The organism is Bifidobacterium sp. LH_424 (assembly GCF_056356895.1).
Genome location: NZ_JBKEVC010000002.1, coordinates 14539 through 38325, shown reverse-complemented (window position 1 = coordinate 38325; position 23787 = coordinate 14539). Strand labels below are relative to the sequence as shown.

At 66.4% G+C, this 23787-nt stretch carries 18 protein-coding genes and 1 tRNA gene; 7 read left to right on the top strand and 12 right to left on the bottom strand.

All coding sequences use genetic code 11. From position 1 onward, the window contains the following. Window positions 1-220 precede the first annotated feature (220 nt). Together nrdI and AC1AYP_RS03395 are read right to left on the bottom strand one after the other, a co-directional pair. A complete protein-coding gene (gene nrdI / locus AC1AYP_RS03400) occupies window positions 221-712 on the bottom strand; it encodes a class Ib ribonucleoside-diphosphate reductase assembly flavoprotein NrdI (RefSeq protein ID WP_476545002.1) in 492 nt (163 codons plus the stop codon). Window positions 713-933: 221 nt separating this feature from the next. After that, window positions 934-1209 (bottom strand): glutaredoxin family protein, encoded by a 276-nt coding sequence (locus AC1AYP_RS03395; RefSeq protein WP_476544990.1) that lies wholly within the window; start codon window positions 1207-1209, stop codon window positions 934-936. 510 nt (window positions 1210-1719) lie between these two features. Between AC1AYP_RS03395 and gndA the strand changes: the two genes are divergently transcribed. Next, the gene (gene gndA, locus AC1AYP_RS03390; RefSeq protein WP_476532415.1) at window positions 1720-3174 is read left to right on the top strand and encodes an NADP-dependent phosphogluconate dehydrogenase; all 1455 of its coding nucleotides are present in this window, start codon (window positions 1720-1722) and stop codon (window positions 3172-3174) included. Between the two features lie 668 nt (window positions 3175-3842). Here gndA and pgl read toward each other — a convergent pair. The 9 genes from pgl to AC1AYP_RS03345 all read right to left on the bottom strand — a co-directional run bounded on the left by pgl (window position 3843) and on the right by AC1AYP_RS03345 (window position 14157). Continuing rightward, window positions 3843-4739, bottom strand: coding sequence for a 6-phosphogluconolactonase (gene pgl / locus AC1AYP_RS03385; RefSeq protein ID WP_476544989.1), 897 nt, complete (start codon window positions 4737-4739; stop codon window positions 3843-3845). 10 nt (window positions 4740-4749) lie between these two features. Further along, window positions 4750-5745, bottom strand: a complete 996-nt coding sequence (locus AC1AYP_RS03380; RefSeq protein ID WP_476502986.1) for a glucose-6-phosphate dehydrogenase assembly protein OpcA — start codon at window positions 5743-5745, stop codon at window positions 4750-4752. Continuing rightward, the gene (gene zwf, locus AC1AYP_RS03375) at window positions 5742-7280 is read right to left on the bottom strand and encodes a glucose-6-phosphate dehydrogenase (protein ID WP_476546750.1); all 1539 of its coding nucleotides are present in this window, start codon (window positions 7278-7280) and stop codon (window positions 5742-5744) included. Before zwf ends, AC1AYP_RS03380 begins: the two co-directional genes overlap by 4 nt. A gap of 132 nt (window positions 7281-7412) precedes the next feature. Beyond that, window positions 7413-8171 carry an amino acid ABC transporter ATP-binding protein gene (locus AC1AYP_RS03370; protein ID WP_034529733.1) on the bottom strand — a complete coding sequence of 253 codons (759 nt, stop codon included), beginning with the start codon at window positions 8169-8171 and terminating at the stop codon, window positions 7413-7415. Next, on the bottom strand, window positions 8171-9763 hold the full coding sequence (locus AC1AYP_RS03365) for an amino acid ABC transporter substrate-binding protein/permease (RefSeq protein WP_476546749.1): 1593 nt from the start codon (window positions 9761-9763) through the stop codon (window positions 8171-8173). Before AC1AYP_RS03365 ends, AC1AYP_RS03370 begins: the two co-directional genes overlap by 1 nt. A gap of 112 nt (window positions 9764-9875) precedes the next feature. Then, complete coding sequence (locus AC1AYP_RS03360; protein WP_476546748.1) at window positions 9876-11552, bottom strand: C69 family dipeptidase; 1677 nt, start codon at window positions 11550-11552, stop codon at window positions 9876-9878. A gap of 223 nt (window positions 11553-11775) precedes the next feature. After that, window positions 11776-11848, bottom strand: a tRNA-Lys gene (locus AC1AYP_RS03355). A 366-nt stretch (window positions 11849-12214) separates the two neighbouring features. After that, window positions 12215-13282 (bottom strand): glycosyltransferase family 2 protein, encoded by a 1068-nt coding sequence (locus tag AC1AYP_RS03350; RefSeq protein ID WP_476546747.1) that lies wholly within the window; start codon window positions 13280-13282, stop codon window positions 12215-12217. Between the two features lie 113 nt (window positions 13283-13395). Further along, window positions 13396-14157, bottom strand: coding sequence for a TetR/AcrR family transcriptional regulator (locus AC1AYP_RS03345; protein WP_476546746.1), 762 nt, complete (start codon window positions 14155-14157; stop codon window positions 13396-13398). A gap of 68 nt (window positions 14158-14225) precedes the next feature. Here AC1AYP_RS03345 and ftsY point away from each other — a divergent pair, with 68 nt between their 5' ends. From ftsY to AC1AYP_RS03325, 4 genes are all read left to right on the top strand, one after another. After that, complete coding sequence (ftsY, locus tag AC1AYP_RS03340) at window positions 14226-15530, top strand: signal recognition particle-docking protein FtsY (RefSeq protein ID WP_476502982.1); 1305 nt, start codon at window positions 14226-14228, stop codon at window positions 15528-15530. 310 nt (window positions 15531-15840) lie between these two features. Then, window positions 15841-17127: an ammonium transporter gene (locus tag AC1AYP_RS03335; protein ID WP_476502981.1), complete on the top strand. Its 1287-nt coding sequence runs from the start codon at window positions 15841-15843 to the stop codon at window positions 17125-17127. A 1-nt stretch (window position 17128) separates the two neighbouring features. After that, window positions 17129-17467 (top strand): P-II family nitrogen regulator, encoded by a 339-nt coding sequence (locus AC1AYP_RS03330; RefSeq protein WP_034529718.1) that lies wholly within the window; start codon window positions 17129-17131, stop codon window positions 17465-17467. 246 nt (window positions 17468-17713) lie between these two features. Beyond that, complete coding sequence (locus tag AC1AYP_RS03325) at window positions 17714-19606, top strand: [protein-PII] uridylyltransferase family protein (protein WP_476546745.1); 1893 nt, start codon at window positions 17714-17716, stop codon at window positions 19604-19606. A gap of 174 nt (window positions 19607-19780) precedes the next feature. On the opposite strand, the gene AC1AYP_RS03320 is transcribed toward AC1AYP_RS03325, so the two are convergent. Beyond that, window positions 19781-21178 carry an MATE family efflux transporter gene (locus tag AC1AYP_RS03320; protein WP_476546744.1) on the bottom strand — a complete coding sequence of 466 codons (1398 nt, stop codon included), beginning with the start codon at window positions 21176-21178 and terminating at the stop codon, window positions 19781-19783. A 1095-nt stretch (window positions 21179-22273) separates the two neighbouring features. Between AC1AYP_RS03320 and AC1AYP_RS03315 the strand changes: the two genes are divergently transcribed. Both AC1AYP_RS03315 and AC1AYP_RS03310 read left to right on the top strand, forming a co-directional pair. Further along, a complete protein-coding gene (locus tag AC1AYP_RS03315) occupies window positions 22274-23038 on the top strand; it encodes an aspartate kinase (protein WP_163197055.1) in 765 nt (254 codons plus the stop codon). Window positions 23039-23107: 69 nt separating this feature from the next. Further along, on the top strand, window positions 23108-23677 hold the full coding sequence (locus tag AC1AYP_RS03310; RefSeq protein WP_476502978.1) for an ACT domain-containing protein: 570 nt from the start codon (window positions 23108-23110) through the stop codon (window positions 23675-23677). Window positions 23678-23787 lie beyond the last annotated feature (110 nt).

The following is a 23787-nucleotide window of genomic DNA, read 5'->3' as shown; positions in this document are numbered from 1 at the left end:
CGTCGGTGGCTTTCGCCACGGTGAGATGTCGGGGTCTCTCCCTCCGTCACGGCTGCGCCGTGCCACCTCCCTCGTCAGAGGGAGGCTGCGTCGTGTCGTGTTGGGGAGGCGGCGTCGTTATGCCGGTAAGGTGCTTGGCCCCCTCTGACGAGGGGGCTGTCGAACGGAGTGAGACTGGGGGAGAGACGGCGGCGCATGTCGCCGATTCGGCGGACTTACCTCACCGCGTGAAGAACCTGACGAGGCCGTCGCGCACTTTGCGCGAGTCCTCGCGCGTGCCCATCAGTTCGAAGCGGTACAGGTACGGGACGCGGCATTTCGCGGCGATGATGTCGCCGGCCGCGCCGTACGCGCTGCCGAAGTTCGTGTTGCCGGAGGCGATCACGCCGCGGATCCACGCGCGGTTGCCTGCATGGTTGAGGAATCGTTTCACCTGCGGCGGCACGGCCTTGCGCGCGTCGCCGCCGCCGTATGTGGGCACCATGATGACGTACGGTTCGCGCACGTTGAGCATCGCCGCGTTCGGTTTCAGCGGAATCCGGTACACGTTGATCCCCGCCTCGCCGAGTTTCAATCCGGCGACGAACCGGGACGTGTTCTCCGACGCGGAGGAGAAGTACACGAGCGCGCCGATCGCCTTGGCGCGTCCGCCCGCCGCCGCCGTTTCCGGCGTGCCGGGCGTCGCGTCGTCATGGTCCGGCGTCTCGCTCATCCCGTGCAACGCGACGGGCGCGCTACGGCGTCCCGCGCGCGTCGCGTCGCCACCGTCCGCGTCGTCACGTCGCGCCGCGGCGGCGCCGTGACGACGTCCGCCCGCGGCGACGCCGGTCAGCGCGGACAGGTCCCCCGCGCCCTGCGCGCGACGGACGGGCGTCGCTCCGGTCAGGCCGGACAGGTCGCCTCCCGTGCTGCCGCTCACGTTCGGTGTGACGCTCATGCGGCGACCGCGTGCTGCTCGGCGACCTGCGTCGTGTTCGCCGTCGCGGCCTTCGCGAGTTCGCGGATCAGGTCCGGGCGATAGCCGGTCCACGAGTTGTCCGGGGTGATGACGACCGGCGCCTGCCGGAACCCCGCCTGCTGCAGCTGTTCCAGCGTGGACGGGTTCTGCGTCAGGTCGACCGTCTCGAACGGGATGCCGAGCTTGTCGAGCTGGCGCTTGGTGGCGTCGCACTGCGGGCAACGCGGCTTGGTGAACACGGTGACGGTCATGGTGGTCTCCGATCGGACGGGTGTGATGTGGTGCGGGAGACAGCCTATCGAGGATTGATTGACGAGTAAACACTATCCATAGTGGCGTGTCGTTGATGATTTCGCTAGATGTAGTGTCTGCGTCTGACGTCGGTAAATCATTGGAATCCCAAAGGACACGCCGTGGGCGAGGTCGGCCCGGCCGCGGCCGGAATCGCCGCAAAACGGAAAATGTCGTCTTCCTCACATCACGTCCTCCCTCCGGCTCCCCTTGCAGGGGAGCTGTCATGCTTCGCATGACTGAGGGGTAGTCCCCGCCACCCACGCGGTTCATCCGGCGTAAGATGCCGCTCGCCCGTCGGCGTGCCCCTCACCCCGGCTCCCCTTGCAGGGGAGCTGTCATGCTTCGCATGACTGAGGGGTAGTCCCGCCGCCCATACGGCCGCTTGACATAAGACGCCACTCGCGCATCGGCGCACAGCGGGATAGACTTTTCTCGGAACAAGCTGAATCGACTGAAAGGCAAGGCAAATGGCCGAAGCTACGGCAAACATCGGTGTTATCGGACTTGCGGCGATGGGTTCCAACCTGGCCCGCAACCTCGCGCACCACGGCAACACGGTGGCGCTGTTCAACCGCCACTACTCGCGCACCGAGAAGCTCATGGAGGAGCACGGCTCCGAGGGCGCGTTCGTCCCGACCAAGACGCTGGAGGAGTTCGCCGCGTCCCTGAAGCGCCCGCGTACCGCGATCATCATGGTCAAGGCCGGCGGCCCGACCGATGCGGTTATCGAGCAGCTCGAGCAGGTGTTCGAGCCGGGCGACATCATCGTCGACGGCGGCAACTCGTTCTTCAAGGACACCATCAAGCGCGAGAAGGAAGTGCGCGCCAAGGGCTTCCACTTCGTCGGCTGCGGCGTGTCCGGCGGCGAGGAGGGCGCGCTCAACGGCCCGTCCCTGATGCCCGGCGGCACCGCGGAATCCTGGAAGACGCTCGGCCCGATCCTCGAGTCGATCGCCGCGAAGGTGAACGGCGAGCCGTGCGTGACCCACATCGGCACCGATGGCGCCGGCCACTTCGTGAAGATGGTCCACAACGGCATCGAATACGCGGACATGCAGGTGATCGGTGAGGCGTACGACATCCTGCGCCGCGGCCTCGGGATGGACGCCGAGGAGATCGCCGGCGTGTTCGACGAGTGGAACAAGGGCGACCTCGACTCCTACCTGATCGAGATCACCGCCGAAGTGCTGCATCACAAGGACGCCGCCACCGGCAAGCCGTTCGTGGACGTGGTCGTCGACCACGCCGGCATGAAGGGCACCGGCACGTGGACCGTCCAGACCGGTCTCGAGTTCGGTTCCCCGGTCGCCTCGATCGGCGAGGCCGTGTTCGCCCGCGCCCTCTCCTCCCACGGCGAGCTGCGCGAGGCCGCCCAGCAGGAGAACCTGGCCGGCCCGAACAAGACCATCGATCTTGATGGCGAGGAGAAGGCCGCGTTCATCGAGGATGTGCGTCGTGCGCTGTTCGCCTCCAAGGTCGTCGCCTACGCGCAGGGTCTCAACGAGATCCAGGATGGCGCGAAGGAGTACGGCTGGGACATCAACCTGTCCGAGGTGGCCCGCATCTGGCGCGGCGGCTGCATCATCCGCGCCCAGTTCCTGCTCGACCGCATCACCGAGGCGTTCAAGGGCGACAACCCGCCGGCCTCGCTGCTGTTCGACCCGTACTTCGAGAAGATCATCGGCGAATCGCAGGACGCGTGGCGCCGCGTGATCGTCAAGGCCATCGAGGCGGGCATCCCCACCCCGGTGTTCTCCAGCTCCCTGGCGTACTACGACGGCCTGCGCTCCAAGCGCCTCCCCACCGCCCTCACCCAGTCCCAGCGCGACCTCTTCGGTGCCCACACCTACGGCCGCGTCGACAAGCCGGGCGTGTTCCACACGTTGTGGGCCGAAGAGGGTAAGCCTGAGATTGAGGAGTGAAACTCCTCAATCTCAGGCTTAGGACGGCCCGGTGGGCCGTCCGGCCCTCTTCGGTGCGAGGCGGTTTACCGCCGAGCCAGATCTGAGTCCGGCCGTAGGCCGGTCCATAATTGCTGATCGAGCCGGGCAACCCAGCATCCGAAGAGCAAGAAGCTCTTTTTCGGTGCAAGAAATCCCGGACGACACACCACTCGTCCGGGATTTCTTGTGCTGGTCTCGTCTCAGCGCGATAAATCCCGGAAAACAAGGATGTTCTCCGGGATTTCTTGTGCTGGCATCATTTCAGCGCAACATTTCCCGGACGATAGGGTAAATTTCCGGGAAATATTGCACTGGTCTCTTTTCATCGCAAGTAATCCCGGAGAATAGGGTCGTTTTCCGGGAATCATTGCACTGACCACAGCTCAGTGCAACAAATCCCGGACGAAGCCGTCTATTTCCGGGATTACTTGCGCTGATATCGTCTTGGTACAACAAATCCCGGAGAACGGGGCTGTTTTCCGGGAATCATTGCGTTGAGCTGGAGTCAGTGCAACGATTCCCGGATGAAGCCGCCGATTTCCGGGATCACTTGCGCTTGGAAAGACGGGGAGACTCCGGAGACACGGGGAGACTCGGAAGGAAGCCTCGAAGCTTCGGAGAGTAGCCCCCCGAGAAGCTCCCTGAGGCTACAGCTTCGTCACCGTCTCTTCGGTGGTGAACCAGGTGAACTCGTCCACACCGTAAGCGAAGGAGGACGGGTATTCCGGGTCCCCCTTCGGCACGACGTCACCACTTGGCACTTCGCCGCCCGCGGCGAACACGTGCGCCAGCGACTCCGCCTTGCCCGCTCCGGCCGCGAAGAACCACGTATGGCGGGAGCGCGCGATCAACGGCGCGGTCAGGGAGACGCGCAGCGGCGGCATCTTGGGGGAGTGGGTCACACCGACCGTGAGCCGGTCGCGCACCTGCACCTCCGCATGCCCCGAGGAGGCGGGGAACAGCGAAGCGTAATGCCCGTCGGGGCCCATGCCGAGAATCATCAGGTCGAACACCGGCTCCGGACCCATTTCACGAACCAATTCGTCCGCGTACGTACGCGCCGCGGCGTCCACGAGCGCCTCGTTCTCCACGTCGGCGGCGGAACGCACGAACTCGTCGGAGCTGTCCGCGTCGCGCGTCACCTTCGCGATCTCCGCAGCCGGACGCGTGTCCGCCGGCATCTCGTGGATGTTCGCCTCGGGCAGCGAGCCCGCCGCCACGAGCCCGTCGAGCAGCAGTCGGCGCGCCTCGACCGCGTTGCGGTCGGGGGAGTCGGCGGCGACGAAGCGTTCGTCACTGAACCAGAAGTGCACGCGCGACCAGTCGATCGACGTGGCCAGCGCGGCGATCGAAGCGTCGGTCGCAATCAGTCCGAGCGGCTGCGCGGCCGAGCCACCGGAGAGCGCCACGTCGACGCGCGTGCGGCGCGAGCCGTCCGGCAGGCGCTCGTCCAGCGCGTCGAGCAGCGCCAAGACGAGCCGGGACGCCCCGGCCTTGATCATCACGTCTTTGTCCGGATAGACGACGAGTGTGCGGCTTGCCATGTGAAACTCCTTAGTGACGAATCAGGTCCCAGCCTTCGTTGATGACGTCGGCGTAGATCTCGTCCGGGTCGATGCGGCGCAGTTCCTCGGTCAGGCAGTCCTCGATCGTGCGCGGCGGCACGGAGATCGCCTGCGGCGCCTGCCCCGGCATCGAGATCACGGCTTGGTCCTCGTGCGGGCGTTCCAGCGACACGGTGCCGTCCGCGCGCGTGAACGCCACGCCGGTCACCGCCGTCGCGCCGTCGACGTATTCCACGTCGACCGGCACGTCGAGCGTGAGTCGCAGCCACGCGCACAACAGGTCCATCGGCAGGAATTCGCGTGGTCCCGTCACCTTCACCGCCGTGACCGGCAGGTGCGGCGGCTGGTCGAGCATCGAGGCGAGCAGTCCGCGCCACACGGTCAGGCGCGTCCACGACAGGTCGATGTCCTCCGGCGTCCAGCTGCGGCGCAGACGTTCGATCGTCGCTTCCGGATTGTTGGAGCGCAGCGCATCGGTGATGCGGCTGCGTGCCATCGCGCCCATCAGGTCCTTCGCCGGGTTGGACGGCGGCGTGGTCGGCCACCATGCGACGACCGGCACGTCCGGCACGAGCAGCGGGATGACGAGCGTGTCCGGATGGTTGATGAGCCCGTTGCGGGGGCGCAGGATGATGATCTCGCCAGCGCCGGCGTCCGCGCCGAAGCGCACCTGCGCGTTGAGGTTCGATTCCGCGGGGCCGTCGGTCAGGTCGATGGCCGGGTTGTCGGTCTTCTCCATCGCCTTCACGTCGCCGTCGCCGGAATCGTCGCGGCGCGACGTGTCCGGCACGATCGCGATGACGCGGCACGGGTGCTCGCGGCTCGCCGCGTTGGCGACTTCGAGCGCGTGCTCGAGTTCGCCTTCGTCGGTGGCGATGAGCAGCGTGAGCACGCGGCCGGTCGCCGATTCGCCGCGCTCCTCGTGCAGCTCGTCGATCTTGTGCGCGATCTCGCGCGTGCGGGTGTTCGGCATATCGATGATCATGGCATCCTCCAATGGCGGCCTTCGCGCGCCAGCATCTCATCGGCCTCGGCGGGGCCCCACGTGCCCGCGCGGTACGGCTGCGGCTGGCCGAGCGTCGACCAGAACTCCTCGATCGGGTCGAGGATCTTCCAGCTCAGGTTCACTTCCTCGGTGGTGGGGAACAGCGGCGGGTCGCCGAGCAGCACGTCGAGGATCAGTCGTTCGTAGGCTTCCGGCGAGTTCTCGGTGAACGAGCGGCCGTAGCTGAAGTCCATGTTCACGTCACGGACCTCCATCGTGGTGCCGCCCGGCACCTTCGCGCCGAAGCGCATCGTCACGCCCTCGTCCGGCTGCACGCGGATCACGATCGCGTTCTTGCCGAGTTCGCGCACGGCGGTCTGCTCGAACGGCAGGTGCGGGGCGCGCTTGAACACGACGGCGATCTCGGTGACGCGCTTGCCGAGACGTTTGCCGGTGCGCAGATAGAACGGCACACCCGCCCAGCGTCGTGTGTCGATGTCGAGGCGGATGGCTGCGTACGTCTCGGTGGTGGACTTCGGATTGATGCCCTTCTCGTCCAGGTAGCCGACGACCTCGTGCGAGCCCTGCCAGCCCTTCGCGTACTGGCCGCGCGCCGTGTTGGCGGCGAGGTCCTTGGGCAGGCGCACGGCGGAGAGCACCTTGGTCTTCTCGGCCGTCAGGTCCTTCGCGGTGAAGCTCACCGGCTCCTCCATGGCGGTGAGGGCCATGAGCTGGAGCAGGTGGTTCTGGATCACGTCGCGCGCGGCGCCGATGCCGTCGTAGTAGCCGGCGCGGCCGCCGATGCCGATGTCCTCGGCCATCGTGATCTGCACGTGGTCCACGTAGTTCGCGTTCCACACCGGCTCGTACATCGCGTTGGCGAAGCGCAGGGCCAGCAGGTTCTGCACGGTCTCCTTGCCGAGGTAGTGGTCGATGCGGAACACCGAGCTCGGGTCGAACACCTCGGAGACGACGCGGTCGAGCTCCTTCGCGCTGGCGAGGTCATGGCCGAACGGCTTCTCGATGATGACGCGTCGCCACGCGCCTTCGGAGGAGCGCGACAGGCCGGACGCGGCCAGCTGCTTGGAGACGATCGGGAACGCGCTCGGCGGCACCGACATGTAGAACGCGTGGTTGCCGCGCGTGCCGCGGTCGCGGTCGAGCTCCTGCACAGTGGCGCTGAGGCGTTCGAACGCCTCCGGGTCGTCGAACGTGCCCTGCACGAACCGGATGCCGGCCGCGAGGTTGTTCCACGTCGACTCCTTGAACGGCGTGCGGCAACGCGCCTTGACGGCGGTCTTGACGAATTCGATGAAATGCTCCTGCGTCCAGTCGCGGCGCGCGAAGCCGGTCAGGCCGAAGCTCGGCGGCAGCAGACCGCGGTTGGCCAAATCGTAGACGGCGGGCAGCAGCTTTTTCTGCGCCAGATCGCCGGTCACGCCGAAGATGACCAGACTGCACGGGCCCGCGATGCGCGGCAGGCGCAGGTCGCGCGGATCGCGCAACGGATTGGTCCAATTGGTATTCCCACTCATACCAATAAGAGTAATAGCCGTCGGCGGGGTATCGCCGACGGCTAAGGGAAATGTTCGGATAGTGGGCCTGTGAGCCGGCCCACTATCCGGGTGGGATGCGGCGTTTTCACGCCGGTCGTAACGTCTACGGCGCTACAGCACCTTCGACAGGAACGACCGCAGGCGCTCGCTCTTCGGATGGTTGAAGATCTCGTCAGGCGTGCCCTGCTCGTCGATCACGCCGCCGTGGGTGAACACCACGCGGCTGGAGACCTCGCGCGCGAAGCCCATCTCGTGCGTCACGAGAATCATCGTCATGCCCTCTTCGGCGAGCCCGCGGATCACCTCGAGCACGTCGCCGACCATCTCCGGGTCGAGCGCGCTCGTCGCCTCGTCGAACAGCATGATGTCCGGGTTCATCGCGAGCGCACGGGCGATCGCCACGCGCTGCTTCTGGCCGCCGGACAGGGACGCGGGGCGCGCGTCGATTTTCTCGGCGAGGCCGACCTGCGCGAGCAGTTTCTTCGCGAGCGCGCGGGCCTCGTCCTTCGGCATCTTGTGCACGAGCGTCGGCGCGAGCATGATGTTCTCGGCGACGGTCATGTTGGGGAACAGGTTGAAGTGCTGGAACACCATGCCGATCTGCTCGCGCACCTCGTCGATGTTCGTGTCCTTCGCGCCGAGGTCGTGGCCGTTGACGACCACCGTGCCCGACGTGGGCGTCTCCAGTCCGTTCAGGCAGCGCAGCAGCGTGGACTTGCCGGCGCCGGACGGGCCGATGATGCACACGACCTCGCCCTTGCGTACCTGGAAGTCGACGCCCTTGATGACCTCGGTGCCGCCGTAGCTCTTGTGCAGGTCGCGCACGTCGACGACGAACTCGTTCGCCGTGTTCTCAGTCGATGCAGCCATTACTTGTTCAACCTCCTATCGGCGATGTTCGCGAGCCAGGTCAGCAGCGTGATGGCCACGAAGTAGATGACGCCCACCATGAGCAGCGTCTCGGTGACGCGGAAGTTCGCCGCGTACAGCTGCTGCGCCTGGTAGAGCAGGTCGGCGAAGCCGATGGTGAGCAGCAGCGAGGAATCCTTGAGCAGGATGACCAGCTGGTTGATGACGGCCGGCGTGCCGATTTTCACGGCCTGCGGCAGGATCACCCTGCGCATCGTCTGCGCGTAGGTGAGGCCGAGCGAACGCGCGCCCTCCGCCTGGCCGGGGTCGACCGACTGGATCGCGCCGCGGATGATCTCCGTCAGGTATGCGCCCGAGTTGAGCGACAGCGTGAACAGGCCGGAGAACCAGATCCAGTTCGGGATGGCGTGGCCGACGAGCTGCGGCACGCCGAAGTAGAAGAAGAACGCCCACACGAGCACCGGGGTGCCGCGGAACACGGCCACGTAGGCGCGGGAGATCCACGCGAGCGCCTTGTTGCGGCCCACGCGCATCAGTCCGAAGCCGAGGCCGAGCAGCAGCGCCACGATGAACGAGAGCGCGGTGATGATCATCGTGTTCTTGAGGCCCTGCATGAGCGCCGGCAGCGACTGCACGGCCAGCTGCCAGAATCCGATGCGTTCCACCGTCTTCACGCTGTTCGTGTCCGCGTTCGTCGAGGCGTTCGCGCCCAGGTACTTGACGAGGATCTTGTCGTATTCGCCGGAGTCCTTGAGCTCCTTGAGCCCGACGTTGAACGCGGCCAGCAGCTCGGCGCTCTGGCCCTTGTTGACGGCGAAGCCGTAGTAGCCCCGCGGCACCTTCGGCGTCACGGTCTTGAGGCCGTTGTTCTGCGAGATGCCGTAGGCGAGCACCGGGTAGTCGTCGAACACGGCGGCCGCGTTGCCGGCCTTCACCATCTCGTACATCGTGGCCGACTGGTCGACCGACTTGATGCTGAAGCCGTACTTCTTCGCGATGGACTTCGCGTAGGCCTCGCCTTCGGAACCGGTCTTCGCGGTGACGGTCTTGCCCTTGAGGTCCGCGTAGCCCTTGACGGAGTCATCGCTCTTCGCGATGGCCATCTGCACGCCGGACTGGAAGTACGGGTCGGAGAAGTCGTACACCTGCTTGCGTTCGTCGGTGATCGACATGCCGGCGATCACCGCGTCCGCCTGGTTCGAGCTCAACGCCTGCAGCGCCGCGTTGAAGCCGAGCGACTGGATCGTGACCTTGAATCCCTGCGACGCGGCGATCTTGTTGACCAGATCCATGTCGATGCCGACCATTTTGCCGTTCTCGCGGAATTCGAACGGCGCGAACGTGGTGTCGGTGGCGATTGTGTAGGTCTTGCCCTTCGCCTTCTTCGCGAGCGCGCGCGTCGCGTCGTCCACGGTCGACATGCTCTTGGTCGTGTCGCCGGCCTCCGTGCCGTCGGCGGCGAGCGCCGGCGACGCCGACAGTCCGGCGACCATCATCACCGCGGCGAGCAGCGCCGCGACCAGTGCCGTCAGCGCCCGCAGACGGGCCCGCAGCCCGGCGGTCAGCCCGGAGTCGCCTCGTGCTGTACGCATGCGTGTCCTCCCTCATCTCGTCTCATCTCATTGTCTCGTTCAGATTACGAACGGTTTCAACCTATGAACGGTATGGGAGGTCTTTTTCCGGGCTGTTACGGAATTGTGCGGCTCACGCCCAGCGATCGGACATCGCGAACGCGTTGTGCATCAGATTGCTGGACGTGTACAGCACATCATTGAGCAGCGTCGTCGTGTGTTCGCGCAGGTAGCCGGCCATCCGCTCGTTCGCGGCTTCCAGCGTCGCCGCGATCGTCGCGTCGTCCGCGCGTCCGGCGGCAGGCGCGTCGGCGGCGTCGGCTCCGCCGCGCCCGCCCGCGACCTGCGCCGTGACCGTCGCGTCCGTCTCGTCGACCAGACGATGGCCGTACGCGCGCACGCCTTCCGCGTATCCCTCCACCAGATTGTTCGTCTCGTAGAAGTGGGCGTCGGCGATGACCGCGATGAGACGGTTCGTCCAGTACAGGTTGCCGGTCGAGACGATCGGCGTCGTGCCGCGCAGATAGGCGGGCGTGTCGCGCACGTTCGCATAGAACGGCGCGACCGTCGTGAACGGGCCGGAACCGAACGACGTCCACATGACGGCGCGCGCCGATTCCGGCACGTACGGGCGCACCTGGATCGCGACCATGTGGCCGGTGCGGTTGACACCGATCGGACGGTAGCGGTGACGCGACTCCGGCGTGCCGAGCGTGCCGTACGGGTCGTACGGCGTGCCTTCGAAATGCGAGGCGAGGATGCGGTCGACGTCCTCGATCGTGATCTTGTTCTCCGGCACGCGGCACCACGGGATGTCGTCGGACGTGGGCGTGTAGCGGGCAGCCGGGGAATCCCAGTCCTCGCTCGGGTTGAGGCAGCGCTGCATGTACCAGGCGCGCGGCGTGTTGTAGATGTGGTCCTTCGCCGTGGACGTGCCGAACGCGGTGCGCGGGTTGAAGCGGTCCGGCGTCTCCACCGAGCCGTCCGCCGCGAAGCCGACCACGCCGCGCGCCGCGCCGAGGCCCGCGCCGCGCGTGGGCACCGCCGACGTGTGCGCCGGCATTGTGCGGTCGAGGCGGTGCGCGGCCATCCACTCGCGCAGGTCGGCGCTGCACAGGTATTCACGCTGCGGGCCGAACGCGTCCTTCAGATCGAAGTCGTCGATGCCCAGCTGGTTCGGGATGGTCGCATAGCAGTCGTCGGGCACGCGGCGGGCGATCCAATGATGGCCGCCGATCGTCTCCACGTACCAGATCTCATCCACGTCGGAGATGATCACGCCGTTCGACTCGTACGTGCCGTATTGCTCGAGCAGTTCGCCGAGGCGCTGGACGCCTTCGCGCGCCGTATGCACGTACGGCAGGACGAGCGTGATGATGTCCTCCTCGCCGATGCCGCCCGGCTGTTCGGGGCGGTAGTCCGGGTTGGGCGTGCCGTCCGGATTGGTCGGCTCGCCCTGGGCCGGGCGCAACTCGACCAGCGGATCGGCGGCGAGCACGCGCTCGTTCACCGCGATCGTCTCCGTGGCGCTCATCGCCACGTTGCGCTCGCTCGCGCCCGCCTCGGCGAGGATGCCGCGGTTGTTGAGCACGTTCGGGGCGATCGTGTACCGGCACGGTTCGCCGGCGTCCGTCAGATCAATCTCGACGTGGGAAAGGACGGCGCGGTAATGGCGCGGCTGGTCCTCGGGGTTGACGGTGACGAGTCGTTTCGGATCGTAGCGGCCCGAACCGGAGTCGTCATCGCGCGCGATGATCGTCGATCCGTCGATGCTGGCCGCTTTTCCTACAAGAAGTGTGGTGCAAGACATGCTGCCCACTGTAGTAGGTGCGGTGTGGTGGGTGCGGCAGCTGGAGAATGCGCAGGTGGAGGCGGTTGCCGGGTGCGCTCGCCCCCGCTGGCGGGGGCTGTCGGCTATGCCGACTGGGGGTGGTCCCTAATCTGGGTGCAGGTCTCCGGCCGCTACCGAATCGCGGCGGATATGCGAAAGCCCCGGAACCGTTGAAATCATTGGTTTCGGGGCTTGCCAGCGGTGCCCCCCGTGGGATTCGAACCCACAACCCACGACTTAAAAGGACGCTGCTCTAACCGTTGAGCTAGAGGGGCAACGTTTCTAAAATACACACGCCGCGCGGACATTGCAACCCTGCGCCGCCGGTTTCCGTGTCCGTCGGCTACGTTGGCCTGCTCGTGAGCGAGGTGCGGGCGGGACACAAGTGAGGCAGGGGGCAGGACACAGGGCAAAGAGAAAGCCCGGCGGGAAGACCGGGCTTGAGAGAGAAGAGAGAAGAAGGGATTCAGTTATCGCGGCTTTTCAACCGTGATTCCCAGTAAACCCCCGCCTCTTCAACGTGTTGTGTGCAAATGCTGGGAAAATCATGGGAATCATGTGGCGTTCCGGTGCGGCCGACGACGGTCAGCCGACGACGGTCAGTTGAACCCGGTCAGCCGACCCCGACCGGCCGACCCCAATCAGTTGAACCCGACCACGCGCTCCGCCACGCGGTAACCCCACCGGATTACCCATCGGCCCGCCGACCCGTGCAGGTTCAGCGCCCGCGACATCGGCTTGCGGCGCACGTCATGGTAGATCGACGGCGAATACGTCTTGATCCCGGCCCACAGCCGCTTCTTCTTCGCATAGTTCTCCGGATCGCGCGAGAGGATCAGGAACACGCTCGCCACCGAGCTTTCGATCGCGAGGAAGTGGATCATGTAGCGGTACAGCCCGTCCGGCACGGTCCCGCGTTCCGGCGTCGCCTCGACCATGCACTGGTTGACGTGGATCAGCTGGTCGACGCGTCGGATCATCACGTCGGTCTGCACGCTCTGCCCGTCGCGTCCGATGAAGTAGTGGTAGAACGGCGTGTCCAGGTAGCGCAGCGACTTCACCCACGGGAACGGCTGGTACGCGTAGATGAAGTCGACGTAGAACGTGTGCTCGGGCAGCCGCATGCCGGACGCGCGCACCACGGACGTGCGGAAGATCAGCGCGTGCATGAGGATGTACTCGGCGAGCCCGAAATGCCCCATGTCGTCCCACGTGAGGCGCTCGCCGGTCTTCATCGCATGACGGAAGTTGACCACGTGCTTGCGGCGCTTGCCGACCTTGTCGTACACGTAGTTGGTGACGAGCATGTCGACCGGGTCGCCGCCCGCGATCTCGTCGCGCAGCGCGGCCATCACCTCTTCGAGCGAGTCCGGGCCCACCCAGTCGTCCGCGTCCACGACCTTCACGTACATGCCGCGCGCCGCCGCGATGCCCGTGTTCACCGCGCCGCCGTGGCCTTTGTTCTCCTGGTGGATGGCGCGCACGATGCCGGGGAAGCGGCGTTCGAACGTGCGCGCCACCTCCAGCGTGGAATCCTTGGATCCGTCGTCGACGATGAGCACCTCGATGTCGTCGTTGCGCCGTGCCGCCGTGAGCGACAGCACGCAGCGCTCCAGATACTCCTCCATGTTGTAGGAGGGCACCACGAAGGTGAGCGTCTTGCCGGTGGCGGCCTGTCCGTCGGCCGTCGTCGATGCCGGTTGCGTCATAGTCACGATCCTCGAAATCACATCTGGTTTGTTCGGTTCAACGCCTCACCCTAGCACCGGGCCCACTCGGACGGGACTTATGCGCATATCCTGCACATCCGGTTCATGTTCCGTCACGCCGCGTGCGTCACGCCGGTTCCGGCGTCGCCGCCGTCCGCCGCGTCGTCCGGTTCCTGCGGAACGGACGACTGCGGCGTTCGCGGCGCGCTGTCGTTCGGTCGCGTGGTTTTCCGTGATTTCGCGGTTTTCGCGGATTTGCCCTCGAAGATGAGCTTCGGTTTCGAGTCGAGTCGGCTCAGTCCGTGCCATGCGAGATCGACGATGTACGCGGCGAGCTGCTCCTTGCTGACTTTCGGCCGGTCCGCCCAGTATTGTCCGGTGAACACGGTCATGCCGACGAGCATCTGCGCGTAGTACGGCACGCCTTTGGGGGAGAGTTTCTGCCGTTTGAACGCGGCGATGAGCAGGTCCTCGACGCGCATCGAGATGTCGCCGAGCAGCGAGCTGAACGATCCGGACGGGTCGGTGCTCGGCGAGTCGCGCGACAGCACCTGGAACCCTTCCGCGTTCTCCTCGATGTAGGTGAGCAGCGCGAGCGCCGTGCGTTCGACGATCTGGCGCGGATGCATGTCCGGGTCGTCGAGTGCGGCGGTGAGTGCGGCGGTGAGCGCCTGCATCTCGCGGTCGACGATCACCGCGTACAGGCCTTCCTTGCCGCCGAAATGCTCGTAGACGATCGGTTTGGAGACCTTCGCGGTGCTGGCGATCTCCTCGACGCTCACCGATTCGAATCCTTTCGATGCGAAGAGGGATCGTCCGATGCGGATGAGCTGTTCGCGTCGCTGATACGACGTCATGCGTGAGGAATTGGCCATGCCCCTTAGCTTAGCCGCCGTCGCGGGACGTGCCGGCGCGGGTGACGGCCGTCGTTAGACTGGGGGTCATGGATAGCAATACATTGGCCATGGTCGGCGTCGCCGTAGTCGCGATCGTCCTGATTCTGTTGGCGGTCTGGTTCTCCAAGTCGCGCAAGCGCGATCTTGACAAGACGATCGAGGAGCGGGAGGCGCGCCGCGATCTGCCGGAGAGCGCGGAGCCCGAGCCCAAGGCGGAGGCCGCTTCGGAAACCCCCTCCGGCGCGGAGCGCCACCTCCCCCTGAAGGGGGAGGAAAAGAAGGCTCCCGAACCTGAATCCGCGGACCACCCCCAGTCGGCTGCGCCGACAGCCCCCGCCAGCGGGGGCGAGAACGAGGAGCCGGAGCCGGCGGCGGAGGCCGCGCCGGAACCCGCACCCGCGCCGGCACCGAAGGCGGAGAAGCCGGAGTCGGTGGGCGGGCGTCTCGCCCGGCTCAAGGCGAAGCTCGCCAAGTCGAGCAACCCGTTCGGCAAGGCGCTGTTCGACATCCTCGCGAAGGACAACCTCTCCGAATCCGATTGGGAGGACGTCGAGGACACGCTCCTGCTCGCCGACGTCGGCGCCGAAGCCTCCGAACAGCTCGTCGACGAGTTGCGCACCGACGCGCGTGTCACCGGCAAGGCCGATCCGGCCGAGGTGCGCGCCGCCCTAAAGGAGAAGCTGCTCGATCTGGTCGGCCGCGATACCGACCGTCGTCTCAACGCGGACAAGCCGGGCGCGAACCGTCCGGGCGTCATCATCATGGTGGGCGTCAACGGCACCGGCAAGACCACGACCGCCGGCAAGCTCGCCCGCCTGTTCGTCTCCGAAGGCAAGAGCGTCGTGCTCGGTGCGGCCGACACGTTCCGCGCCGCCGCCGCCGATCAGCTCGAAACGTGGGGCGCGAAGGTCGACGTGCCGGTCGTCCGCTCCGACAAGGACGGCGCCGACCCGGCGTCCGTCGCGTTCGAGGCGAGCGCCAAGGCCAAGGAGCTGGATGCCGACGTGCTCATCATCGATACGGCCGGCCGTCTCCAGAACAAGGCGAACCTGATGGACGAGCTCGGCAAGATCCGCCGCGTCACCGAGAAGAACCTTCCCGTGGACGAGGTGCTGCTCGTGCTCGACGCGACCACCGGCCAGAACGGCATGACCCAGGCGAAGGTGTTCGCCGAGGCGATCGGCATCACCGGCGTCGTGCTCTCCAAGCTCGACGGTTCCGCCAAGGGCGGCATCGTGATCAGCGTGCAGAAGGAGCTCGGCGTGCCCGTTAAGCTCGTCGGCCTCGGCGAAGGCCCCGACGACCTCGCCCCCTTCGACCCGGAAGGCTTCGTCGACGGCATCCTCGCCTGACCCCCGTGCCTCCCTCTGACGAGGGAGGCGACCACGGTCCCGGATCATGTCATGGAACATGGTCCGGGACCTTTGCGTTTTCGTCACGTTTCGATCCGTCCTCGCCGAATCCCCGCGAAATCCCCGAGGAATCAACGCGAACGCACCCCGCATCGCCACCGCGATTAACAAGCGCGTAACCTGCCGTAACGAAACGAAAACCATCCGGGCGTTCACTATCGAACCGTTAGCCCCCGCTGGGGGACGACGAAAGAACGAATGGCCCCGCCCGAGAAGCGGGGCGAAAGATGTGAAAGAGAGGGAGGTAGACATGGATTCCGGAAACACCGCATGGATATTGACTTCCGCGTCCCTGGTTTTCCTCATGACGCCGGGCGTGGCGTTCTTCTACGGTGGCATGGTCCGTGCGAAGGCCGTGCTGAACATGTTCATGCTTGAGGCGGCCGCGCTGTCGGTCACGATGATCATCTGGACCCTGTGGGGCTGGTCCATCGCCTACGCCGGCACCGACGTCGCCGGCATCTTCGGCGATCCGGCCTCCGGCTTCCTGCTGAAGGATTCGATGGTCGCCAAGGACGGCGTGTTCACCACGACCGGCCTGAACTCCAACAACTACCCGGTGTCCGTGGACGTCGCCTTCCAGGTCGCGTTCGCGATGATCACCGTCGGCCTGATCTGCGGTGCCATCGCCGAGCGCGTCAAGTACAGCACGTGGATGATCTTCGTCGCGCTGTGGGTCACGTTCGACTACGCCCCGATGGCCCACATGGTCTGGAACGGCGGCCTGCTGTCCGGCTCCGGCGCGATCTCCACCGCCATCGGCGCCGCCGCCCACGATTTCGCAGGCGGCACCGTCGTCCACATCAACGCCGCAGTCGCCGCGCTGGTGATCGTCCTCATCATCGGCAAGCGCAAGGGCTTCGCCGTGCAGCCGTTCCGTCCGCACAACGTCCCGTTCGTGATGCTCGGCGCCTTCCTGCTGTGGTTCGGCTGGTTCGGCTTCAACGCCGGTTCCGCGTTCGCCGCGAACGGCACCGCCGGCTACGCCTGGGTGTCCACCTCCGCCGCGACCGCCGCTGCCATGCTCTCCTGGGGCTTCACCGAGAAGATCCGCTCCGGCCACTACACCGCGATGGGCGCCGCCTCCGGTATGGTCGCCGGCCTGGTCGCCATCACCCCGGCCGCCGATGTCGTCTCCCCGCTGTGGGCCATCGTCCTCGGCGCGATCGCCGGCGTGCTCACCTGCCTCGCCTGCGGTCTGAAGTTCAAGCTCGGCTACGATGATTCCCTCGATGTCGTCGGCGTCCACGGCGTGGGCGGCTTCACCGGCACCGTCCTCATCGGCTTCTTCGGCGAGGGCACGGGCCTGTTCGCCGGCGGCGACTGGAAGCAGCTCGTCGTCCAGATCCTCATCGCGCTGTGCGCCATCGTCTACTCCGCCGTGATCACCGGCATCATCGCCTTCGCGCTGGAGAAGACCGTCGGCTGGCGCGTCACCGAAGCCCAGGAAGTCGGCGGCATCGACCTTGCCGACCAGGGTGAACGTGCCTACGATTTTGCTGGTACCGCCAGCTCCGTCCTCAAGGAGGTGAGGTGAGATGAAGCTCATCACCGCAATCATTCAGCCCCATAAGCTCGACGACGTCAAGGAGGCCCTCGCGGCCGCCGGCGTGCACGGTCTGACCGTCTCCGAAGCGAACGGCTACGGCCGTCAGCGCGGACACACCGAGGTCTACCGTGGCGCCGAGTACACCGTCGACCTGATTCCGAAGATCCGCGTCGAGGTCCTGTCCGACGACGCCGACGCCGAGACGCTCGTCGGCGTGATCGTCAAGGCCGCCGGCACCGGCACGATCGGCGACGGCAAGGTCTGGGTCGCTCCGCTCGACTCGGTGACGCGCGTGCGCACCGGCGAGTCCGGTTCCGCCGCGATCTGATAGCAGACGTCCCTCCCGCCCGGCGCATATCGTTCACCGATCGCCGGGATGGGTCGGGCCATCAAAGAGACAAGAGGTCCCCGCACGCAGCCCCCAAGCCGTGCGGGGACCTTTTCTTACCTCATCGGCCCCCTCTGACGAGGGGGCTCCCGCGCAGCGGGTGGGGAAGAGACCTCCCTCCGTCCGCCTTCGGCGGCCACCTTCTTCGTCGGGGGGCAAGAAGAGCAAACAAGGAGCACACGCGAAATGGCATCGGCGGTCGATGGTTTGAAGCAACGATTCATGGCGATGAGCCAGCCGGACGCGGACGGCGTCTATCGCGACGGCGCGGCGAAACGCAGGGCACGCACCGAACTGGCGATGGACTGCCTCACGCGCCTGTGGGACGAGGCGAAGACGAACGTCGACTTCGACGTGCCGGACCACGGCATCGGCCTCGCCGCCGTCGGCTCGCTCGCCCGCGGCCAGATCGGCCCCAGCTCCGACCTCGACCTCGTCCTCATCTACGACTCCCACGCCCTGAACGACCAGAAACTCAACGAACTCGCCAACAAACTCTGGTACCCGCTGTGGGATTCCGGCCTCGACCTCGACCATTCGGTACGCACCCGCCAGCAATGCGAATCCGTGACCGACCATGATCTGCCCGCCGCGATGGGATGGCTCGACGTGGAGCCCGTCGCCGGCGACATCGACCTCATCAAGACCACCGCCGATTCGATCCTCGAACGCTGGCGCAAGGCCGCGCGCAAACGCCTGCCCGAACTGCTCGACTCCGCCACGAGCCGCCTCGACGAGTTCGGCCGCCTCCAATACATCAACCAGCCGGACATCAAGGAGGCGCGCGGCGGCCTGCGCGACTCGGTGCTCGTCTCCGCGCTCGCCGTCTCCTGGCTCGCCGACCGCCCGCACGGCGCCTACGACGACGCGGTCGACCGGCTGCTCGACGTGCGCGACTGCATCCACCTGGTCGCGAACAAGGACACGAACCTGCTGCTCACCCCGTATCAGGACAAGGTCGCCGCGATGCTCGGCCTCGCCGACCCGACCCTGCCCGCGGGCGGCGAGCGCGAGGCGAAGTCGATCGACGACATGCAGACGCTGCTCGCGCGCATCGGCCGGCGCATCGCGTTCTCGCTCGATTCGACCGCCTCCCGCGCCGAACATTCGCTCACGCACGAGAAGCCCCGGTTCGCGTTCTTCCAGATGATGTCGCAGCGCGCTGGCGGCCACCGCGAGGCGCCGAAGTTCGAGAACGTCGCGCCCGGCGTGGCCGTCCACGAGCATGAGATCGTGCTCGCGCCCGGCGCCGATCCGTCGCGCGACGCCTCGCTCGCGCTGCGCGTCGCGCTCGCCTCGGCGCGCCGCAAGCTGCCGATCAATCCGGGCACGTTGGAGAATCTGCGTCGATGCCCGATCCACAGCAATCAGTGGGATGCGACGACGCGCGATCTGTTCGTGCGATTGCTCGCGTCCGGTCCGGAGCTGATCCGCGTGTGGGAGGAGATCGATTTCGCCGACATTCCGGGCAAGTGGATGCCGGAATGGCTGGGCATCCGCAATCGTCCGTCGGTCTCGGCGGCGCACCGCTACACGATCGACCGTCACTCGGTGGAGGTCGTCTCGCGCCTGACGCGCGCGATCGGATTCCCGTCGCTCGCGGACCGCGAAGGCAGGTCCGCGGGCGTCGTGACCGGCGGCGCCGGCTCCGGCGCGCCGCAGTACGATGACGCGCACTACACCGCGCTGTTGCTCGCCGGCATCCTGCATGACATCGGCAAGCGTTCCGGCGTCGCCGACCACGCGGCGGAAGGCGCGCGCCACGCGCCGGTGATCCTCAGGCGCATGGGCTACGACGCGGACACGATACGCATGGTGACGCTGCTGGTGCGCGAGCATCTCACGTTGAGCGAGTTCGCGACCGGCCGCAATCCGAACGATCCGAACACCGGCTCCGACCTCGCGAACCGTCTGCGCCACGATCCGATGCTGCTCGACATGCTCTACGATCTGACGCGCGCCGACGGCTCCTCGCTCGGCGCGACCTCCGAGGAGGCCATCACGAAGAAATACGGCTGGAGCACGTGGCGCGAGACCCTCGTCAAGCAGATGGTCGCCGCCACCCGCTATCACCTGTAGTCCCGTTTGTCCCGGTTCCCTCCGCCGCCGTCACCTTTCAATCCCCGTCCGTCACGGTTCCTTCCATGTTTTGCCACGGAATACCGTGGAGAACCAAGGAGCGAGTCGTGACGGTCGTGGATGGGACCGTGACAATCAAGGACGTGAACTCGTCTTTATCTTGCGGCGGCCCGCTCAATCGCCCATCCACGCGTCGCCGTGCGCGCGGATCCCGTTGAACGTCGCGCGCAATCCGATGAACACGACGTTCAGCACCGCCCACAACGCGACCATGCGCGCGGCCGGCGCGTCGAACGCCGCCGTGCCGGCGAGCGCGCCGACGCAGGCGAGCGCGAGCAGGTACGCGGCGGCGGTCGCGCCGCACGTCGCGGCCAGATAGCGGTAGTCGCCGGCGCCGATGAGGATGCCGTCGAGCGCCCACATCCATCCGCACAACGGCAGGAACACGCCCTGCGTGACCATGCCGACGACGATCAGCGACTGGACGGCCGCGTCCGGCGAGAACAGGGGAGCGGCGGCGAAGCCGACCGCGATCATGCTGGCGCCGATCGCCACTCCCGCGACGGCGCCGGCGCGCGCGGCCGCGGCGGTCGTCGCGCGCGCACCGGCGCGACGTCGCGCGCCGAGTTCCGCGGCGACGAGCGCCTGGCCGGCGATGCCGATTGCGTCGAGCATGTTGAGCACGAAATTCCACGTCGCGTTGACCGCCTGGTATGCGGCGAGCACGGTCACGCCCATGCGCGCGGCGAGCATGACGGTCGCGACGAGGCAGGCGCGCAGGGCGAGCGTGCGCAGGAACAGCGGCACTCCGTCTCCCGCGCTGTGCGCGATGCCGGCGAGCCGCGGGCGCACGGACGCGCCTTCCGCGCGCGACCACAGGATCGCGGGTACGGTGAGGAAGATTCCCATGAACCATTGCGCGATGAGCGTGGCCGCGCCGGAACCGGCGATGCCCCAGCCGAGCGCGATGACGAACAGGATGTCCAGCAGCGTGTTGACGATCGCGCCGGCGATGGCGGCGATCAGGGTGATGCGGACTTTCTGGAGTCCGCGGAAGATGCCGTTCGCCGCGTAGACGAGCAGCATGCCTGGCAGGCCGAAGACGATCGCGTCGAGATAGCGTTCCGCCTCGTCGAGGACGGGGCCTTCCGCACCGAGTGCGGCGCACAGCGGCCGTCCGGCGAGGAACAGGATGACGGACACGACGACGCCGATGCCGAGCGCCAGCCACATGCCGTCGATGCCGGCTTCGAGGCCTTCGCGCCGGCGGCCCGCGCCGATGAGCCGCGCCACCTGCGAGGTGGTGCCGTAGGCGAGGAACACGCACAGTCCGACGGTGGTGAGGACGATCGTCGATCCGATGGACAGGCCGGCGAGCGAGGCTTCGCCGAGATGGCCGACGATGGCCGTGTCGATGAGGATGAACGCGGGTTCGGCGATGAGCTGCCCAAACGTCGGAATCGCCAGCGCCGCGATCCGCGCGGTGTTACGGCGGGTGTCCGGGAGCGGGGAGGTTTCGGAGTCGCCGGTGTCGGCGCTGCGGCGGTCGGAGTTGCCGGTGTCGGTGGTCATCTCGTGCTCCTGCTCGTCGTCGGTCGTTTCCGCCCGTCCACTGTAGTCGAGGGGATTCCAGCCTCCCGGCTCCCCTTGTCAGGGGAGCTGTCTCATAAGGCCGGGGAGCGGCGTCCCCTCCCTACTCTGGCTCCCCTTGTCAGGGGAGCTGTCGGCGTAGCCGACTGAGGGGTAGTAGCCGGCTGCGCCGGCGTGGCGCAGCCCCGTTCACCCTCCGTTCGCACGCGATTCCGACGCTGTTACCACGGTGTTACGTGTCGCGCAAGCCGGTGTCCATGGGTGGGAAAGTAATCCACACGTTATCCCCAAGTTATCCACCAAGTTATCCCCATAGTGTGGATAACTCAGTGGATTTCCACCGCCAAAACCGGCCGAAAATGTGGATAACTTTTTCTTATCCACAGCGTCATTCGGCGTGTCGCGGTGTGGCGGCGGCGGATTGTGGACAACCCGGTGGATAACCACCCGTTCTCCCACATCTAGTTGTGGACAACCCCCTCATGCTCCATATCTATGGTGGATAACCGCAGACGGCCGCGGTGGATAACCACAATGGGACCGCCCCTTCCCTGCTCCCCCTTCAGGAGGAGCTGTCGCGCAAAGCGCGACTGAGGGGGTGTCCGAAAAGCGGCCAACACGGTCCCCACACAAAACGAAAGGCCCGGCCGATGGGGGCCGGGCCTTTCGCGAAGGAGAGAGGAAGAAGAAAGAAGGTGTTCAGTTATCGTTATGGGGACGGGAAGAAGGGAAACGTCCTCGCCGGTCCGCTTCCGCCAGCCTCCGATGATGGACTTCATCGGTTCGGGCTTCCGTTCGCCGGTGATTACATATAACCGCGCGAACCTCAACGCAACGATGCGAAAACCTTGGAACACCATGGCAATCCCCAGGGGATACGCCGACGACGCCCGTGTCGGGGCTCCCGGAGACCGGCGCGCGGCCCGGAATGCCGGCAATCCCCGCGTGTCCGCATGGTGGCGTGGGTTCGCGGGCGGTTCACGCCGCTCCTTATAATCATTGCGTTTACGTAGCATATGCGGCAAACGCTCCCGTCCCACGAGAGGGCGGGAGGCAGCGGAAGAAGATTGGATAGCAGTGGCTCTCATCGTGCAGAAGTACGGCGGCTCGTCGGTCGCCGATACCGATTCGATCAAACGTGTGGCCAAGCGCGTCGTCGAAACGAAGAAAAAAGGCAACAAGGTCGCCGTGGTCGTCTCCGCGATGGGCGACACCACCGACGATCTCATCGATCAGGCGCTGAGCATCGACTCCAACCCGCCGGAGCGCGAGATGGACATGCTGATGACCGCCGGCGAACGCATCTCCATGAGCCTGCTCGCCATGGCCATCCACGCGGAAGGCAGCCGCGCCCACTCATTCACCGGACAGCAGGCCGGCTTCTTCACCGACGCCCGCTACGGTGCCGCCCACATCAAAGCCGTCAAGCCGGACCGCGTGAAGAACGCGCTCTCCCTCGGCGACGTCGCCATCGTCGCCGGCTTCCAGGGCATCAACGCGAAGGGCGACGCGACCACGCTCGGCCGCGGCGGCTCCGACACGTCCGCCGTCGCGCTCGCCGTCGCGCTCGGCGCCGACATCTGCGAGATCTACACCGACGTGGACGGCATCTTCACCGCCGACCCGCGCATCGTGCCCACCGCGCGACGCATCCCGTACGCCGGCTACGACGCGATCCTCGAAATGGCGTCGTGCGGCTCGAAGGTGCTCGCGCTGCGCTGCGTCGAATACGCGCAACGATTCAACATGCCGCTGCACGTGCGCTCCTCCTTCTCGCACCGTCCCGGCACGCTCGTCGTGCCCGAGGGCGTCGACCCGCGCAGCCTGCCGAACATCGACTGACGCGACGCGACATCACGATCGAACAGTAACGCAACGAAACGTAACGAAACCGAAAGCGACATCATCACCATGAGCGAGAACAACGACAACAAATCGATGGGCGACCTGTTCCCCGACCTCGGACCGGAGGCTCCGGTCATCTCCGGCATCGCGCACGACCGCAGCGAGGCGCTCGCCACCGTGCGCGGCGTGCCGAACGAGCCGGGCATGGCCGCGAAGGTGTTCACCGAGCTGGCCGCCGCCGGCATCAATGTGGACATGATCGTGCAGGCCGGCTCCTCCGCCGGCACCGCCGACATCTCCTTCACCGTGCCGGAGGCCTCCGTCAAGGCCGTCGAAAGCGCGCTGCTCGACGCGCATGAGGCGCTCGACTACAAGTCCTTCGATGTCGATCCGAACGTCGGCAAGGTCGCGGTCGTCGGCGTCGGCATGAAGACCCACTCGGGTCTCGCCGCCAAGTTCTTCCAGGCGCTGAGCGACAAGGGCATCAACGTGCTGATGATCTCCACCTCCGAGATTCGCATCGCCGCGCTCGTGCCGCTCGACCAGCTCAACGAGGCCGTCAAGGCCCTCCACACCGCCTACGGCCTCGACGCCGACAAGGTGGAAGCCGTGGTCTACGGCGGCACCGGTAGGTGATCGACGGGTAAGGTTCAGATTCGGCATGTGACACCAGTGGGTGCCCGTGTCGTGGATTCGTAAAGAGTTGCGTCCTCTTCGCTATTGCGGGGAGGACGTTTTCTTATTGC